Genomic DNA, 17,522 nt, shown 5'->3' on the forward strand with positions numbered 1-17,522 from the left:
ATTTCTCCTTTTAGCCTTTTACGGCGCCATTGGTAATACCTTCGACATAATATTTTTGTAAGTAGATAAATAGTAACGTAATCGGTACAGCAATTAATAAACAACCGGCAGCAAATGTGGTATACATCGTATTAACCGTCGTTTGATTAATCATGGAATACAATCCAATGGATACGGTATATTTTGGTACATTGTCTCCCATAATTACTTTCGCGAAAATGAAATCCATCCACGGTTGCATGAAGGCCATCAATGCAGTATATACAATGATTGGTTTTGACATAGGTAAAGTAATTTTAGTGAAAATTTGAAATTTTGTTGCGCCATCAATCATCGCCGATTCATCCAAAGATTTTGGAATCGTATCGAAAAAACCTTTTGCAATATAGAAGGTTAACGCCGCTGTTGATGAATAAATTAGCACTAGTGCTAGTAAAGTTTGTGTCAGATCAAAAGCTTTCAAAATATAATAAACGGCAATCATGCTCATAAAAGCTGGAAACATATTCAAGACCAGAGCTGTCTTTAGAATGGTCTTTTTTAAACGAAAACGTAAACGCGATAATACATAAGCCATCGAAACAGTAATAAAGGTACTTAATAAACAAGAACAAATCGATACGATTAAAGTATTCTTCAACCACAGCATGAAAGGAAAATTGGCATTGTTGCTAAAAAGATATTTGAAATTTTCCAAGGTGTATTCTTTGGGGAAAATATATGAAACAAACTGCCCACTCTCGCTACGGAAGGCGGTTAAAATCAACCAGAAAATTGGAAACATCCAAACTACTGCCAGCAGAACCAACAATAAATTGGGCCATAATCTATGTTTTTTCATTTAATTACTTCCTTCCTTATAAGCATTGGTTCTGGTATAGGCAAACAACGAAAATACAGCACTTAACACAAATGTAATAATCCCAATAACCGACGCCAAATTGTAATCTGCTGATTCCACAGTTAACTTGTATAACCAGGTCACTAACAGATCGGTGTCGCCAGCGCCATAATAATTACTATTTGACGGACCGCCACCGGTTAATAGGTAAATTACATTGAAATTATTGATGTTACCGATAAATTGCTGAATCAAACTTGGTAGCATCACAGCTAAAATTTGCGGAAAAGTAATAAAGCGGAAAATATGAAAGCTATTAGCTCCATCAATCCTAGCAGCTTCTAGTTGATCTTCTGGTAAATTAATTAAGATCCCAGTAGAAATCAACATTGTTACGGGAATCCCAATCCACATGTTAACGACAATAATTGAGACTTTTGCTAATAATGAATCGGTTAAAAACGGTATCGGCTCGGTGATCCAACCCCAATTTTCCAACAAAGTATTGATTGGTCCGGCCGCGTGCAATAAATTTTGCATCACTAACAAAGAAACAAAAGGTGGTACTGCCATAGTAATAACAAAAATGGTCCGCCAAAACTTTTTAAATTTGACACCTTTTTGATTAATTAATAATGCCAACATGACGCCAAAGAAGAAACAAGTAATTGTTGCAAAGAAGGCCCAAATTAATGTCCAACCTAGCAATGGAAAGAAAGTTCCAGAAATATCTCCATTTAAGACATTTTTAAAATTGACTAACCCTACCCAACCAAACAAATTTCGTGGCGGTAAGTGATTGTGATCATAATTTGTAAATGCTAAGAGAATCATATAAATAATCGGCATAACCGTGAACACAATCGCACTAATAACCGGAATCGATAATAATGTTAAATGGAATTTCCCATCCAATAAATTTTTTACGTCTTGAATAAAAGAAGGTATCGCCAACTTTTTTTCTTTTAATTGCTGTGCCTGGAAAGCACTTTGAATATTTGAGCGGTAAAAGAAGAAAAATAAAACCACTACCATACAAGTCATAATGCTGTAAATCAACATAATCATGGAATTATCTCCAGGCGTTCTAACAAATATTCCTAAATTTCGATTGAAATTCCATGCTTGCTTTTGCGTCCCTAAAGTTAGCATTCCTTGTAAAAACCAACGACCTTGCGTCAGCATAAAAGCTATAAAACTAATTTCTCCTAATAAATACAACAACCCTTTAATGCGTTGTCCTTTTTCAAAGTTGCCAAAACCCATCAAGATAAAAGAAAGTCTGGTTCCGCGATCTCCTTGAGAAAAGATATTTTTTAATTTCATACTTTTTTGCATCCCATAACCTCCACTATTCCTTTTCTGGTGTGATTTCATCAACTAATTTATCTAATGATTTAGGAAAATCCGTCTGCGGAATTTTACCTTTATAAGCGTCCACCAATAATGAATTCATATGTTGCCAAAAGACATTCATTTCAGGGATTTTCGGCATTAAGACTGAATGTTCTTCTGTTGTCATTTCAATCACCGCCTCAGCTACGGGATCATTTGCGACAGCTTCATTTTTTCGTGCCATTTGATTGCTTGGAACTTTTCCTAGTTCTTCAAAAGCTTTTACTTGTACTTTTTCACTCGTTAAGTAATTAGTTAATGCCATCGCATCTAACGGATATTGGGTGAATGCGTTAATACAAAAAATATTACATTGTTGAAAAGCATACAAAGGAACTTCACCGTTTCCTAAGTCAGCACTTGGATACGCAGCGACGCCCATATTTTTTCCTAAAACTTCTTCAATTGCTTCAGTATTCCAAACACCACTGAGGACAGCATTAATTTTTCCAGATCGTAGTGCATTGATTTCATCAGCGTTAACAGGGACAACATTTTTATTTTTTTGTAAGTTAGCAATCCATGTCAGGGTTTCTACGCCTTCAGGAGAATTAAAAGTCGTACCATAAGGATCTTCGCCATTTTCACCATATAAGCTAGAACCGTTGGACATAAACCAAGGTGTCTCACGAAAATCTGCACCGGCTTCCTCTAAGTTAATCCCAATTTTTCCTTTAGTCGTAATATCATTAAAATTTTGAACCTCTTCTTCTGAGAAAACTCGTTTGTCATAATACATAAACATTGATTCAGAAGTTGTCGGGAAGCCATAAATTTTGTCCTGATAAGTTGCTGCTTGCACTGATGTTGGCGTATTTTCTTGTTTAATTTCATCGGTATACTTCGTTAATTGATAGACTGCACCAGATTCAACCATTTGTCCCAATCGATCATGAGGTGTCACAAAAATATCGGCTGCTGATTCAGGATCTTTTTGTAAATATTCCTGCGCTCTACCTGATTCAGACTCAATGACAGTAATATCGTATTTTTTTTCGGGATGTGCTTTTTTAAAATCATCCACCACACTACGATAATAATCACCTTGATTCAAATCTACCCAAACTTTTAACTTTACTTCTTTAGCATCAGTTTTAATTTCTGGTTCATACGTTTGATTTCGTTGTCCGCAGCTACTTAAACCAATTAATAATCCAAAAAATCCAATCATTGCGACCCACTTTTTCATGATTTCCTTCCTTTCAGTCAGCTGATCTTTATGAATTGACAACCGTTTTCATATCAAAGCAAAACAAATTGACAACCGTTTTCATATTTGGAGAATAACAGCAATTTTTCTATATGTCAACCGTTTTCATAAAAAAGAAAAAAAGATGATTCCTGTTTAAGTTGTTCCACGAATCATCAATTTTGTTGAAAAATTTGGTATTTCAGGTAATTCTTGATTGTGTAAATGGGCTAGCAAAACTTTTGCTGCATGTTCACCGATTTCTTTAATTGGTTGGTGAATAGTTGTTAAAGCAGGATTTAACACAGCAGCAATCGGCTGATCATCAAAACCAATTAAGGCTAAATCGGCTGGTATGTTCAAGTCATTTTTTAGTGCTTCGCTTAGTATTCCCGCTGCTACCTCATCTCCGTTAGTAAAAACCGCATCTGGTAAGGATTTTTTTTGATTCAATCTTTGCTTCAGCCAGTTTTCTCCGTCTTCAATATTTAACATTTTAGGGAAAAATAAGTTTTCGTCAAAAGTCAGTCCTGCCTCTTCTACTGCTTGCATAAAACCAATGAAACGATGGTCGTGCTGATTTTTTACTCCTCCACTACAAAAAGCAAGTTTTTTGTAGCCAGTATCAATCAAATATTTAGTTCCTTCATAGGCTGCTTGTTGCTCATTAATTTGAATAATTGGCAGATCTTCATCTCCCAAATAGCGATTACATAAAACAATCTTGCCATTTTTTATTAATTCCACTACTTCTGGCTTATCATTCTCCAAGTTAGCCATAATTAAGCCATCAAGTTGTTTCTTTTGTAACATTTCTATATATTTTAATTCTTTTTTTGAATTTTCCAAGGTTTGGAGAATCACGACTTGGTATCCTTCATCAGATAAATAGCGTTCAATCGCATCAACTAAGTAGGCAAAAAACGGGTTTGTGATAAAAGAAATAACCACACCAATCATTTTTGTTCCTTGGCCTCTCAGTTGTTGAGCAATATTATTCGGATAATAATTCAATTCCCGCATAGCAGTAAAAATTTTTTCTTTGGTTTTGTCAGAAACATAAGGATGTCCATTAATCGCCCGAGAGATTGTTGTAATGGAATACCCCGTTTTCTTTGCTACATCTTCTATTTTAGCCATAATAATCTCCTAAAAATTACTTTGTTCAGTTGTTCTACTTAACTTTGTAAAATACATCAAATTTTGAAAAGTTATCTATTCTACAGACTTTATAGTCAAATCAAATAATTCTGTTATGGATGACAAGCGATATTTTCCAGCGCTCTCATCTTCTCTTCTATCAAAATAGCATTGTTTTCCGCATTTTCCAATGAAATTAATAGCGTATCACAAACTGAATGGATATAGTCGTTATCACTTAACCGATTTAAAGTCAGTTGAATTTCTTGTTGGGTTAACATGTGTTTCTGCTCTAACGCTTGCATAAATCGTAGAATGGCACTTAAAGAGTAATTTGCGTTACGTAGTGTTCGGATGATTTTCAGCAACGCGATGGTTTGTTCATCGTAACTACGATAATGATTTTTCTGACGGGGCACAGTGATTAAACCATTCAATTCCCAATTTCTCAGTGTATCAATAGTAATGTCTAAATAATCGGCCGCTTGTTTACGCGTAAAGGTTTGCTTTTTATTATTTTTCAATTTTTGCAAATCAACTGAGGTGAGTCGAATGGCTTCTTCTGCTTTAGATTGCTCTGTTTCAATGAGCTGAAAATATTCTGTCAATAATTTTCTAGCTTGCTGAAAATCATAGCTAGCCAAGCTGTGAATCACTTCGGTAATTTTCTTTCGCAAATTGCCGTGAATAATTTCTACTGAAAAACCAATTCGCGCAATTTGAATAAGTTGAATGTGATACTCCGTATAAATCCGATAACCATTTTTTTGTCGCAACGGTGCTGGAATCAATTGCCACTCTTCATATTTCCGTATTGTATTAGGATGAAGTTTGACTGCTCTTGCGACTTCACTTGTTGAATATTTTTTCAAATCAATTAACCCTCCACTAAACCACCAGAGTTCTCTTGTCATGATAGCATGAAAAAGGAGGGATGCGTATGACTTTATTAACTGAGAAAAAATATTTAAATAAAGTAATTCAAACGGTGCAAGAGAAAATAATGCAGCTAGAATTGTCTTTAGATCAAAGTGAACAAGAATATCGGGCGGTAAAAAAATACACGGTTGATTACAGCCACGAACTGGATAAATATGAGGTTTATAATCATCATCAAAACCTAAAATTCATTGATTCGCGTAATATTTTAGAAAGCCAACAAATCGGCAAATTAACTTACCAAGAAAATAGTCCCTACTTTGCTAAAGTGGTTTTTCAATTTGACGATGATCCAGTCCCTGAGGATTTTTATATTGGTCGTTATGGTTTATCCGATGAACTGGGAAATCAATATGTTTATGATTGGCGGGCGCCTATTGCAACTTTGTATTATGACTTTGGTTTGGGCAAAAGCGGTTATCAAGTTGGGAAGCATTATTTTAGCGGTGAAAATTTAAAAAAAATACAATTTGATATTCAGTCTGGTGAGTTAGTGAATCTATTTAATGTTGCAGAAGGAATTAGTGATGTGTTTTTGACTGAAACATTAAGCAAAACCAGTAGTCAGCAAATGAAAAATATCATTCAAACGATTCAAAAAGAACAAAATACTATTATTCGTCAACCAAAAGATGTCGATATTATCATGCAAGGTGTGGCTGGCTCAGGAAAAACTTCGATTGCTCTGCATCGCTTGGCTTATTTACTCTACCAAGAGCGAGAAACCTTACAAGCTGAAAATATCCTGATTTTATCTCCAAATAAAGTTTTTTCTAACTATATCGCTAATGTCTTACCTGAACTTGGAGAAAATGATTTGCGGCAATTAACTTTTGAAGAATTGGCGCAAAATATCCTACAATTACCAGTCCAACTAAGTTATCAGCAAGAATTGGCAACTGTTCTAGCGGAACCTGATTCAGCTTTTTCACAAGCATATTATTACAAACAATCGACTGACTTTGAAAAAGATTTAACTGCTTTTTTAAATGCCGAAAAAGCCAAACTTTGGCAGACAGATTTAAAAGTTGGAACTAACGCTATTTCAGCCGAAGAACTAGAGACTCTTTTTGCTGAATCCCTACCTTTAATGTCACTAATTTCAAAAATAAGTCGTTCCTTTACACAAGGTCAAAAAAAGCTACAAACCAATCTGGAAAAAAGCTTAACAAAACGTTTAGCTTATCAAAATGAAGTAGCCACCTATTTGAAATTCACTCAAAAAACTGCGGAACAATTAAATGCTAGTGATTTATATCCAATTCTCTACATCAAAGATTTTTTTGAAGGCTTAACCGTCGATACCTCGGTAAAATATTTAGTCGTTGATGAGATGCAAGACTATACCCTTTTACAATTTACAGTTCTGCAAAAGCTTTTTTCTGCCAAAAAAATCTATTGCGGCGATATTTATCAGATTCTTATTCCAAAAGATGCTGGTTTTTTAACTGATTTGTCCGAATTATTAACTAAGCCAAAAACTTTTTTCTTGAAGAAAAGCTATCGTTCTTCTTTTGAAATTATCCAATTTGCGCAACAATTCGTTCCAGAAGATACTTTGGAAGCTATTCAACGGCACGGAGAATCAGTAATCATTGAAAACAGAACCGATTCTTTCAACCAGCAAATAAAATCCCAAATAAATAGATTTCTTAAAGGTAAGCTACAAACTTGCGGAATCATTTGCCAGAGTACAGCCGACATAGAGCATTTACAATCTGTTTTAGCCGATTACAAAGTTCAGACAATTTCTGCTGAATCTACCGCCGTTACACAACCAATCGCCATAACTTCGCTACAATTTGCTAAAGGTTTAGAATTTGATTCGGTGATTTTACTTGTTTCTGATAAGCAGCAACAACCTGCTTTTATGTATATCGGGGCCACGAGAGCTTTGCATGAATTAATCATTTATAAATAACTCTTGCATCATTTAATTTACAATATAAAAAGACAAACAAGCAGCAAAAACAAGCTACTTGTTTGTCTTTTCTTATTTATTTTCAGCTTTAAATTTTTCGACAATTTGCATCAATTCTTTGGCATGTTCCGTTAAAACATCGAATTGTTTAGATTGGATAAATTTCTTGTTTGTTAAGTAGCCACTGATTCCAGAGCCAGAAAAGCCAGCTGCTAAATAGTCCTTCAAATTATCCGGTGTAACTCCTGCTGTAGCAATTAATTTAACATGATTAATCGGCCCTCTAATGTCTTTGACATAACCTAAACCTAATGCCCCCACAGGGAATACTTTGACAAAATCTGCGCCAGCTTCATGAGCAGCCAAGATTTCAGTCGGCGTCATTGCCCCTGGCATAGAAACCATCCCTAACTCTTTCGTTCTTTTGATAATAGCTGGATTTGTATTAGGAGAAATGATGTATTTGGCTCCCGCTTGATAGGCTGTTTCGACTTGCTCTAAAGTAACCACCGTACCTGCACCAATCACCATAGAATCATTAAATTTTTGAGACAATTTAGCAATTGCTGTGCTGGTTTTACTTAGACAATCAGGATCTCCTTGATCAAAGGTGACTTCTACTAGCTTTACGCCTCCTTTTTCCAATGCTGAAACAAGTTGGAACAACTCTTCACCGTAAGTTCCTCTGCAAATGGCTATAATTTTATTTTCTTCAATTACATTTATGATATTTTCTGTCATTTTACTTTCTCTCCAGTGAGCTTCATAGATTTTTTAACGACTTCTTTAGTTTCGGTTTCGAGACTCGGTTTCAAAAATCCTAAAATCCCAGCTGTTACTAATGAACCAATTACGATAGCTGCAACAAACCAGATTTTATTTTCAACAACTGGTAAAACAATAAAACCACCATGAGGAACAAAACATCTCACATTACCAATCGCACCGATCACACAACCCACTGCTGTTCCAATCATCGTTGAAGGTAAGATTCGTTTGATATCACTTACTACAAAGGGAATGGCTCCTTCAGTTATTCCGATACAACCCATAATTCCCGCTGCCACAGCAGCGTCACGATCGCCTTCAGTAAATTTCTTTTTAAAGAATAACGTTGCTAGAAAAATGCCAATTGGTGGAATAGCTACAGCAATTCTAAACATGCCATTTGGTTCGTAGACGCCTTCATTCATTAAAGCTAGGGTAAACATCGAGACTGATTTGGTAATTGGACCGCCCATATCTACTTCTCCAAACAATCCGATAAAAACTGCTAATAAGATGGCACTACTACCATTTAAACTACTCATAATATTTGTTAAGCTGTTCATTAAAAATGCTAACGGACTAGCAATTACGTAGATATACAGCATACCCAGAACCAGTACGGTGATTGTAGGAATAATTAAAATTGGTAAAATGGTTTTAATAGTTTTGCTGACTTTCCATGTCTTAATCCATTTAACAAAATAACCGGCTGCAACACCTAAAAGCATCGCTCCTAAGAAACCAGATTTCACTTCAACTTCATTGATCATTACTGGATTATTGGCTAGAAATCCTAAAATCATCCCTGGCGCCAGACCAGGTTTACCAGCGATAGAATAAGCGATGTATCCTCCTAAAATAGGAATCATCATAGCAAAAGCTGCTTTTCCAAGAATATTAATATTTTGCATCAATTCGCTAGTTACTACAACACCAGTCTCACTTTTTTCTCCTGTTGCTAAAGATATTGCCAGCATGATACCACCAGCTACAACAGCCGGCATCATAAACGACACGCCACTTAAAAATGATTTCTGAATTTCTTTTAATATTGGTTTTATATTCATCTGCCTAACTCCAGTCTATGCTTGATTATTGACTAACGCTTCAGCTGCATCTAATACTTTTTCTGGATGAGAAATGGCTTCATTGACATCGGCATTTAAAACTAAGCGGTCTTCAAAACGTTCTTCATTTTCAATAAACACGGAAACTGCCAAGATGATAACATCTGCTTCTTCTACTTCTTCTTCACTCACTTCATTTTCAATCCCAATACTTCCTTGAGTTTCGATTTTGATATCATACCCTCTTTTTTTACCTTCTTTTTCTAAAGCCTCTTGTGCCATATATGTGTGGGCAACTCCTGTTGGACATGCTGATACGCCTACAATTTTCATTTTATTTTCCTCCTATTTGATAATGTTATTTTCTATATTATTTAGTAATGCCAAAATAGATTGCTTGTCTCCATTGATTAATTCTGCTCGAAATTGTTCATCCATTAATCTTCGACTAATTTCAGCCAAAATTTTTAAATGTAATTTGCTTTTTTGTTCTTCTGGAACACCTAGTAAGAAAACCAAGCGAACCGAATTACCATCTTCATCCCACTGGATTTGGTCCTTTGTTCGCATAAAACAAACAAATGGAGTCCGAACTTCAACTGATTTTCCATGGGGAATACTGACGTCGAAGCCAACTGCTGTCGAAAATTCAGCTTCCCGATGATTTACAGCTTCTAGGTAATTATCCTTATTTTCTAAGTAATTCAAGCGCTTGGCTTTTTCAGATAAGAACTCGATAATGGATGCCTTATTGTCTAATGGCGAATCCAGCACGACTAAACTTTCATCAATCAAAAATTTTTCCTCCTAATTCAATAAATACTGCTTTTTTACTTTTATTAAAGAAAAGCAGCTCAATCGTTTTTTTAGATTCGACGATACTGTATAGTTCTGACAACATACTTTTGACTGATTTCAAATCTTCCTCAGCAATACAGATCATCAAGATGGTATTAATCATTCGGGTATGCCAACGAATTGATTTTTCTAAGGTCATCACAACTAGTCGACTTTCTTTTACTACTTCTGGTGGTGGATGGGGAATTGCGGCTCCCGTAGGCAAATCAGTCACACCTAACTTTTCCCTTTCCCAAATTGATTTTTCAAAATCAGCTGTCACCAGATCAAATTTCAATAAATCCTGTGATATGCGCGCAATGCATTCTTCCTTTGAAGAGAAGTTTTTATTTAAATAAATGAGACGAGCATCGATTATTTTTCCTAATGAGGCAAATTTTTTCACAGGTTGCGGTTCGATTTGATCATAAAACAAATCTAAATACATAGAAGAAACTTTCTTTAAATCTTCTTTACTCATCAAAGCCGAAACATAGACAACCGGCACACTACTTTGATTAATTTTGACTGGTGAGATAACTAAATCAACATTTGATAAGTCTCGTTGATAAAAAGTTCTTAAGGAAACAACTTCTAATATATCTTGCGGAAAAAGAATTCTTCTCATTCGATTAGCAATCAATTCTGAAGTCCCAATACCTGTTGGGCAAACAATCAAGATTTTTTTGTTTTTTGACGCTCGATCAATCGCTCCTTGAAAATGAATCATGATAAAAGCAATTTCATCTTCTGGGATTTGAATAGCTAATTCAGTTTCGACTTTGGTTAAAATTAGCCAAGTTGTGCTATAAAGGACCGAATATTCTGATTTTATTTCAGCTAAAAGTGGATTTTTAACTGGAATATTCATCTTCAAACGATAAATCATTGAAATCAGATGGTACATTAAATTACTGTATAACTGCTGATCGTTCGTTAAATCAATTTTTACTGAAATGCTCATATCGGCAATAATTTTTTTAACTAAGGCATCATACTGTTCCTTCAAAATAAAATCTTTTAACTTCGGTTCAAAGCCGTGAGCAATTAATTGTTTATTCAAATAGTCAAAGTCATTTTCAGTCATCTTAAAATCGGTTTCGCTTTGCAGTTGATCCACCAGCTCTTTAGTGAGCAGATATGTTTTCAGAGATTCAACATCTTCAAACAAAAAATAGTCTTGTTTTTCCAAATGGAAACCATTTTTTATGCGAATCAATAAGATACTTGTCGATAGAATCAAGGATTGAAAATAGTTATCCGATAATTTCTCAATGTTAAAATTTTGGTTGTGTTGTAATAAAAATGTGATTTTTTCGACCATTTCCCTTGCTAAAAATTGATAACATAATTCAGGAAATTTTAGCCTAAAATCATTGGCTTGATCCGCTTGTTCAATAATTGAATAGGCAAAGTTTTTAATCGCTTTTTGAATATTAGATTCTTTACCGACAATCCTTGTTCCTAAATTATCAGAAACTAAAGTCACATCTGAACTCTTAATCATCCGCTCAATTTGTAAAAAATCATTGGCAATTGACGTCTTGCTAACTAAAAATTTTTCTGAAAGTAATTGGTAAGACAAAGTTTCGCTGTGAATCAATAAATCTTTAGCAATCAATATTTGTCGTTCAAAAGGTGAATGATTCCACTCATTGATTTGATATTCCGATTGATTGCTGACTGCCTCTTCCAAATAGTCTTTATTAGTCAAAAAAATTCCTTTACGGGGAACTTTTTCAATTACTGCCTTTTTTGAAAGGACAAAAATTTCTAGTTGCTTTAAATCTTTATGGGCGGTTCGTTCGGAAATACCAAGAATCGCCGCATAATCTTTAATTGGTACAAATGATTCATTTTTTAATAATAAGTTTAAAAACTTACTTTGGCGTTGTGTTAATCCATGCATGATTAGCCTCCCGGAGTAAGCGTTTTCTCTATATTTGTATCCTAGCATTTCTTTTTAAAATCGGATATGACAGAATGATGCAACATTATTATTGAACCTTACTGAACACCTCTCAAACCAATTTAAGAAAAATTGATAACAAAAAAAGAGTGGATTGCTCCACTCTTGATAGATTGGCTAGCATTGTTAAATTTATTTCAAGCCATCACTAAAACCTTTCAATTCCGCTTTCAGCTCTTCTGACAATTGATTGTAGTCGGTCCCGTCAATCACACCTTGCAAAGTATATAAATGAACTAAACAAACTTCTGGAAAGGCCATCTTCAGTCGGACAAAGGCTTCTTTACTACCCATCTGTTGTAGATCTTCGGCTGTTTGAACACCGATATGTTGCAACTTACGAGACATTTCTTTCCCAATATTATTTAATGCTGTCAACTCCATTTAATTCCCTCTTCCCCTTTGATATCTCTGATAAACATTTCGCGGCACTTGACGAATATAATCCATTCCTTCAGCAACTGGCTGACTTCCCAGCAACAAGGTAATGCCAAAACTAAAAATTAAAATAAACAACAAGCCAATAAAATTAATTTGCAGCCCTCCAAAATCAAAAGAACGAAAAATTCTAACGATAAAACCATGTAATAAATAAACATTAAAGGTATGACGTCCTAAATCTGTGAAAAATGTTTTTTTCGTTGGAACAAAACTTAGAAAACTAAAAATGCCAATCACTCCCAGCAGTAAAACTATTCCGCGAACAAGCGCGCCTAACTCTGGAAAAGAAAGAAAATCTTCATAAGGTTTTGAACCGAAGAGCCAATATTTATTGATACTTTCATTAACATAAATAAAGCAAAAAACGAAGACAAGCCCAATCGCAGCTTTTATCCTGGCTGAGTTATTTTGTACCTTCTTAAAGGCTTTTGGTGAAAGATAATAGCCTAATAAAAAGAAAGGAAAAAATACCAATGTCCGCTGCATAGTTAACTCGCGGTTAATAAATGGCAAGTAACCAGCAATCAATGCGATTAAAAAGCTCAAACTAAGTCCAATCGGCGGTTTTAAACGACCAAATAAAAATAATAAAGCATTCCAAAAGAACATCGAGACTAAAAACCACAATGACCAGTGAGGAACGGTGAAATTAACATTAAAGGAACCGGCATTGCCAAAGAGCCAGTAATATAACGAGTAAATTATTTGAAAAACCAAATAAGTGACAATAAAAGTTTTAAAGCTTTTCCATAAATAACCTGGGCGGCGATAATTTTTCGAAAAGAAACCAGAGATCAAAATAAAAGCCGGCATATGAAAAGTAAACATTGTATAGTACATGTCGTGAACAAATCCGTCGTCTCCAATAAACGGTTGAATCAAATGCCCAAAGACAACTAGTACCATTAACATAAACTTTGCATTATCAAAATAACTGTCCCGTTCTTTCATTCGCTTTCTCCAATCAATAGTCTTCTATTTTATTATAATACATGAGCAAAAAAGCCGCGACTAACATTTATAGATAGTTGCGACTTATTTATAATTATTTACGAAAAAATGTCAAAACTTTGTAAAAGTTTTTTTAAGTTCTCCGCATCCCATGGCAAATATTCTGCAATAGTTAACCCGACAATCTCGCTTTCTTGTTGGATGGCTGCCATCGTCTCGCCAACTTCTTTTAAACTCATTTTTCCTGACTCAGAAGGAAATTCACTAACACCCGGCTCAGTAAAATACAATGATTTAAAAATTGCTGGATCCAACACATCTAAATCAAAGTGGACCCCTGTTTTGGTGAAACGACCTTTTTTTAAAAGAAAAAAAATAAAAAAAGTATCTTCTACTTATCCCACGTAATAAAAAGTAACATAAAATGTTCTTTTTTTAGAAAAACTTTTTGTTCATGTAACAAAATATCACATGAACTATTGAAAACTTGCTTGAAAATTTATATGATAGAAAAAAATATCCAGAAACAGTTACCTGCCGGGGTAAGTGTTTTACATGGAATTTGCTTAGCACTGGTAGGCCTCTGAGTGCGAGAGGTCTATCAGTCTTTTTTTTAAACAGAAAGGATGAGAAATTATATGAAAATGATTCGTGCGATTGTACGTCCAGAAAAAGCAGATGAGGTTTTAAATCAATTAGCGGAGGCGGGTTTTGTTTCAGCCACCCGTTTTAGCGTTTTAGGTCGAGGGAAACAACGGGGCTTAAAACTGGGAGATGTCTACTATGATGAAATTCCCAAAGAAACTATTGTGATTGTGGTGGAAGACACGGATGAAAAAACAGTGATTGATGTCATTCAAAAAGTTTGTCGTTCAGGTACAGATGGTTCTTTCGGAGATGGCAAAATTTTTGTTGTACCGGTGGAAAAAGCGATCACCGTTAGTAGCGGCGTAGAAATTTTATAACGAAAGTTTTTTATAAAGGAAACTAAGGAGGAATTCAATGAAGTTAGTCACAGTTATTATTCGAGATAATCAATATTATGCTACGAAAGCTGCTTTAATTGCTGAAAATTTTTTCGCTTTAAATAGTCATCGGGTCTTAGGTCGTGGTAAGGAACAGCAAAATTATGCAGTTAATCAAAGCGTCAACAGTAAAAAAATCGTGGATTATCCTTTCGTTAGTAAACGGATGATTGAACTTTATGTAGAAGAAAAACATGTGGAACGTTTAATTGCGACGATTTTAAAAGTGAATCAAAAAGGTAACAAAGGTGACGGGAAAATCTTTGTAACACCTTTAGAAGAAGCGATTCGTATTCGCACAAACGAAACTGGCATCGAAGCGTTAGCATAAAAAATGAGGAGTGAGTCTATGAAAAAAATAATGAGTTGGTTAACGATAATTGGTTTAGCAGGTTTTTTAGCCGGTTGTAGCAATAATACAGAAGGTAGCAGTGATTCTTCTAGTTCAGGTTCAGACGATACGATTCAAATTGGTGTCAGTGCTTTTCCAGGTTGGTACACATGGTATGCAGTGGAAGGTTTTAATCAATTTGAAAAAAATGGTGTCGATGTCGAATTGGTTTGGTTTAATACTTACAGTGATTCGTTACAGGCGTTTAACAGTGGCAATATCGACGGTGTCTGTGCCGCTTTGAGTGATACGATCTCGCCAGCGTTAAACGATGTCGATTTTAAAGTTGTTTTAGTCAATGATAATTCGGCCGGTGCTGATGGCATCGTCGCTCAGTCAAAATATGAATCGTTAAAAGATTTACGCGGTCAAACGGTTGCGACTGAAGTTGGTACGATTGAACATTTCTTCTTATTAAGTGCTTTGGAAACAGTTGGCATGGATGAAAATGATATTAATTTAACTAATATGACGGTAGAAACTGCTGGCCCTGCGGTAATTGCCGGACAAGTTGAAGCAGCAAGTTTATGGGAACCTTCATTAAGTTATGCCGCATCTGAAGGTGACACTAATTTATTATTTGATTCTTCTGAAACACCTGGATTAATTCCTGATACTTTGATGATGAGTGGCGATATGTTGGAAAATCGTTCTGATGATGTTCAAAAAGTTGTCGATGCTTATTTTGATGGCATGGCAGATTATGTTGAAAATCCTGATGAAGCATTAGGGTTTATGGCAGAACAGGCTGACATCAGTACAGATGAAATGGCAGCGGCGATGGCTGGCGCTAGATTATTTTCAGTAGCTGATAACAACTCAGCTTTCCATGATGAAGCAGAAGATTATACTTACTTGCCTTACACAGCTGAAAAGACCGCTGAATTTTTATTAGAACAAGAGATGGTTTCAAAGGAATTAAGTGATCCTACTAGTATTTTTGATTCAACTTATATTGATGCTCTTTACGAAGAAAATCCTGATTTAGCAGTACCAGATACTCAAGCTGAATAGTGAGGAGAAACTTATGGAAATAAAAGTAACCGCCAGAACTGGCACAAAAATAAAATTAAGAACAACTATTTCAAAACAAAAATATTCTTTATTAGCCGCCGCATCTTTTATCGTGGTCTTGGCTTTGTGGCAAGTTTTAAGTACTAGCGGTTTAGTCAGCCAGATATTTTTGCCAACCCCTGCAGCGGTAGTAGAAGTATTTATTACTAGTTTGCAAGATGGTAGTTTGGCGACAGATACGTGGATTAGTTTTTCGCGGATTATTCAAGGATTTTTATTAGCGATTGTGATTGGGGTGCCGATTGGAATTTTAGTCGGCTCCTTTGCTAAAGTGGAAGCCTTCGTTTTACCTTTAACAGAATTTTTTAGATATTTACCGGTCCCCGCCTTTGTTCCTTTGATTATGGTTTGGGTGGGAATCGGTGAAAATGCAAAAGTTGCCGTGATTTTATTAGGGATTTTATTTCAATTGATTCCAATGGTAGCTGATAATGTCAAAAGTGTCCCGTCAAATCTAATCAATGCAGCCTATACTTTAGGGGCAAAATCTAGCACCGTGATTTTTAAAGTCATCGTGCCAGCGATGTTACCGAAGTTAATGGAAAGTTTGCGGATGATTATGGGTTGGGCTTGGACGTATCTAGTGGTGGCGGAATTAGTCGCAGCTAGTTCAGGTTTAGGCTACAACATTTTAAAAGCCCAACGCTTTCTAGATACACCGTCGATTTTCATGGGAATTTTAGTGATTGGCGTCTTAGGTTTAATCACGGATCGGCTCTTTGGTTTATTAAATAAAGTGCTATTCCGTTGGGTAGAAGAATAGGAGGACAATCATGGCAGCAATCACAGGTGAATTTGGTTTAGAAGCAAAGATGGCCAATAGCAAAATTTCTTTTGAAGGCGTCAATAAAATTTATCGCGCCAAAAAGAAACAAGTGGTGGCTTTACAAGATATTGATTTAGAAATTTTAGACAATGAGTTTTTATGTGTAGTCGGTCCTTCCGGCTGTGGCAAATCAACTTTGTTGCGGATGTTAGGCGGCTTGGAAGAAATTAGTTCCGGCAGTATTGTGTTAAACGACCAATCATTGGTGGGGCCAGGTGCTGATCGCGGCATGGTTTTTCAAGGTTATTCACTTTTTCCGTGGCTAACCGTTGAAGAGAATATCGCCTTTGGGTTGAAACTTAGTAAAAAACCTAAAAAAGAAATCAAAGAAATTGTCGATCGTTACATTCAAGTCATCGGTTTAGAAAAATTTCGAAAAAGTTTGCCGAAAGAATTATCTGGTGGAATGAAACAACGGGTAGCGATTGCTCGCTCGTTAGCCAATAGCCCAGAAATTTTATTGATGGATGAACCTTTTGGTGCGTTGGACCCTGAAACCAAAAATAATATGCAGTTGTTGATGCGGGAAATCTGGGAAGTTGAACGGCCGACGATTTTGTTTATTACCCATGATATTGAAGAAGCTGCTTTCTTAGGTCAACGAGTAGTGGTGATGAGTGCTGGTCCAGGTGAAATCAAAAAAACAATTCCCGTTTATTTACCTTATCAGCGGAATCTACAATTAAAAGAAGCCCCTGAATTTATCACAGTTAAAAAAGAAATCGATCAAATTATTCATGGCTAACCG

19 protein-coding genes are annotated in these 17,522 nt (G+C 35.5%); 6 read left to right on the top strand and 13 right to left on the bottom strand.

Annotated features, from left to right (window positions below; translation table 11 throughout):
- Positions 1 to 10 precede the first annotated feature (10 nt).
- From ID741_RS03390 to ID741_RS03410, 5 genes are all read right to left on the bottom strand, one after another.
- Positions 11 to 841: a sugar ABC transporter permease gene (locus tag ID741_RS03390; protein ID WP_438719044.1), complete on the bottom strand. Its 831-nt coding sequence runs from the start codon at positions 839 to 841 to the stop codon at positions 11 to 13.
- Positions 842 to 2,179 carry a carbohydrate ABC transporter permease gene (locus ID741_RS03395; protein ID WP_438719045.1) on the bottom strand — a complete coding sequence of 446 codons (1,338 nt, stop codon included), beginning with the start codon at positions 2,177 to 2,179 and terminating at the stop codon, positions 842 to 844.
- Between the two features lie 13 nt (positions 2,180 to 2,192).
- On the bottom strand, positions 2,193 to 3,425 hold the full coding sequence (locus tag ID741_RS03400; RefSeq protein ID WP_438719046.1) for an extracellular solute-binding protein: 1,233 nt from the start codon (positions 3,423 to 3,425) through the stop codon (positions 2,193 to 2,195).
- A gap of 156 nt (positions 3,426 to 3,581) precedes the next feature.
- Positions 3,582 to 4,565 (bottom strand): LacI family DNA-binding transcriptional regulator, encoded by a 984-nt coding sequence (locus tag ID741_RS03405; protein ID WP_218327086.1) that lies wholly within the window; start codon positions 4,563 to 4,565, stop codon positions 3,582 to 3,584.
- A 113-nt stretch (positions 4,566 to 4,678) separates the two neighbouring features.
- Positions 4,679 to 5,437: a MerR family transcriptional regulator gene (locus tag ID741_RS03410; protein WP_246601543.1), complete on the bottom strand. Its 759-nt coding sequence runs from the start codon at positions 5,435 to 5,437 to the stop codon at positions 4,679 to 4,681.
- A gap of 68 nt (positions 5,438 to 5,505) precedes the next feature.
- On the opposite strand from ID741_RS03410, the gene ID741_RS03415 reads away from it, so the two are divergent.
- On the top strand, positions 5,506 to 7,425 hold the full coding sequence (locus ID741_RS03415; protein ID WP_438719047.1) for a HelD family protein: 1,920 nt from the start codon (positions 5,506 to 5,508) through the stop codon (positions 7,423 to 7,425).
- A gap of 72 nt (positions 7,426 to 7,497) precedes the next feature.
- Here the strand turns inward: ID741_RS03415 and ID741_RS03420 are convergent, their stop codons facing one another.
- The 8 genes from ID741_RS03420 to ID741_RS03455 all read right to left on the bottom strand — a co-directional run bounded on the left by ID741_RS03420 (position 7,498) and on the right by ID741_RS03455 (position 13,697).
- Positions 7,498 to 8,166: a bifunctional 4-hydroxy-2-oxoglutarate aldolase/2-dehydro-3-deoxy-phosphogluconate aldolase gene (locus tag ID741_RS03420; protein WP_218327089.1), complete on the bottom strand. Its 669-nt coding sequence runs from the start codon at positions 8,164 to 8,166 to the stop codon at positions 7,498 to 7,500.
- Positions 8,163 to 9,260 carry a PTS fructose transporter subunit IIC gene (locus ID741_RS03425; RefSeq protein WP_438719049.1) on the bottom strand — a complete coding sequence of 366 codons (1,098 nt, stop codon included), beginning with the start codon at positions 9,258 to 9,260 and terminating at the stop codon, positions 8,163 to 8,165. The genes ID741_RS03420 and ID741_RS03425 overlap by 4 nt, the downstream gene beginning before the upstream one ends.
- 15 nt (positions 9,261 to 9,275) lie before the next feature.
- Positions 9,276 to 9,593 carry a PTS fructose transporter subunit IIB gene (locus tag ID741_RS03430; RefSeq protein WP_218327091.1) on the bottom strand — a complete coding sequence of 106 codons (318 nt, stop codon included), beginning with the start codon at positions 9,591 to 9,593 and terminating at the stop codon, positions 9,276 to 9,278.
- 12 nt (positions 9,594 to 9,605) lie between these two features.
- The gene (locus tag ID741_RS03435) at positions 9,606 to 10,055 is read right to left on the bottom strand and encodes a PTS sugar transporter subunit IIA (protein WP_218327092.1); all 450 of its coding nucleotides are present in this window, start codon (positions 10,053 to 10,055) and stop codon (positions 9,606 to 9,608) included.
- Positions 10,048 to 12,006 (bottom strand): BglG family transcription antiterminator, encoded by a 1,959-nt coding sequence (locus ID741_RS03440; protein ID WP_438719050.1) that lies wholly within the window; start codon positions 12,004 to 12,006, stop codon positions 10,048 to 10,050. Before ID741_RS03440 ends, ID741_RS03435 begins: the two co-directional genes overlap by 8 nt.
- Positions 12,007 to 12,198: 192 nt before the next feature.
- On the bottom strand, positions 12,199 to 12,450 hold the full coding sequence (locus ID741_RS03445) for a TfoX/Sxy family DNA transformation protein (protein WP_438719052.1): 252 nt from the start codon (positions 12,448 to 12,450) through the stop codon (positions 12,199 to 12,201).
- Positions 12,451 to 13,458, bottom strand: coding sequence for an acyltransferase family protein (locus tag ID741_RS03450; protein WP_218327095.1), 1,008 nt, complete (start codon positions 13,456 to 13,458; stop codon positions 12,451 to 12,453).
- 98 nt (positions 13,459 to 13,556) lie between these two features.
- Positions 13,557 to 13,697, bottom strand: a complete 141-nt coding sequence (locus ID741_RS03455; protein ID WP_438719054.1) for a hypothetical protein — start codon at positions 13,695 to 13,697, stop codon at positions 13,557 to 13,559.
- A gap of 399 nt (positions 13,698 to 14,096) precedes the next feature.
- Here ID741_RS03455 and ID741_RS03460 point away from each other — a divergent pair, with 399 nt between their 5' ends.
- Genes ID741_RS03460 through ID741_RS03480 form a run of 5 tightly spaced genes read left to right on the top strand, consistent with a single transcriptional unit; the run spans position 14,097 to position 17,519 of the window.
- Positions 14,097 to 14,423 (top strand): P-II family nitrogen regulator, encoded by a 327-nt coding sequence (locus tag ID741_RS03460; protein WP_438719055.1) that lies wholly within the window; start codon positions 14,097 to 14,099, stop codon positions 14,421 to 14,423.
- A 37-nt stretch (positions 14,424 to 14,460) separates the two neighbouring features.
- Positions 14,461 to 14,814: a P-II family nitrogen regulator gene (locus ID741_RS03465; RefSeq protein ID WP_438719056.1), complete on the top strand. Its 354-nt coding sequence runs from the start codon at positions 14,461 to 14,463 to the stop codon at positions 14,812 to 14,814.
- An 18-nt stretch (positions 14,815 to 14,832) separates the two neighbouring features.
- Entirely contained in the window at positions 14,833 to 15,888 is a 1,056-nt protein-coding gene (locus ID741_RS03470) for an ABC transporter substrate-binding protein (RefSeq protein WP_438719057.1), read from the top strand.
- Between the two features lie 13 nt (positions 15,889 to 15,901).
- On the top strand, positions 15,902 to 16,711 hold the full coding sequence (locus tag ID741_RS03475) for an ABC transporter permease (protein WP_438719058.1): 810 nt from the start codon (positions 15,902 to 15,904) through the stop codon (positions 16,709 to 16,711).
- A 10-nt stretch (positions 16,712 to 16,721) separates the two neighbouring features.
- Positions 16,722 to 17,519 carry an ABC transporter ATP-binding protein gene (locus tag ID741_RS03480; RefSeq protein WP_438719059.1) on the top strand — a complete coding sequence of 266 codons (798 nt, stop codon included), beginning with the start codon at positions 16,722 to 16,724 and terminating at the stop codon, positions 17,517 to 17,519.
- The last annotated feature ends 3 nt before the right edge of the window (positions 17,520 to 17,522 follow it).

This window comes from Enterococcus sp. AZ103 (assembly GCF_051714685.1).
GTDB lineage: Bacteria > Bacillota > Bacilli > Lactobacillales > Enterococcaceae > Enterococcus_A > Enterococcus_A alishanensis.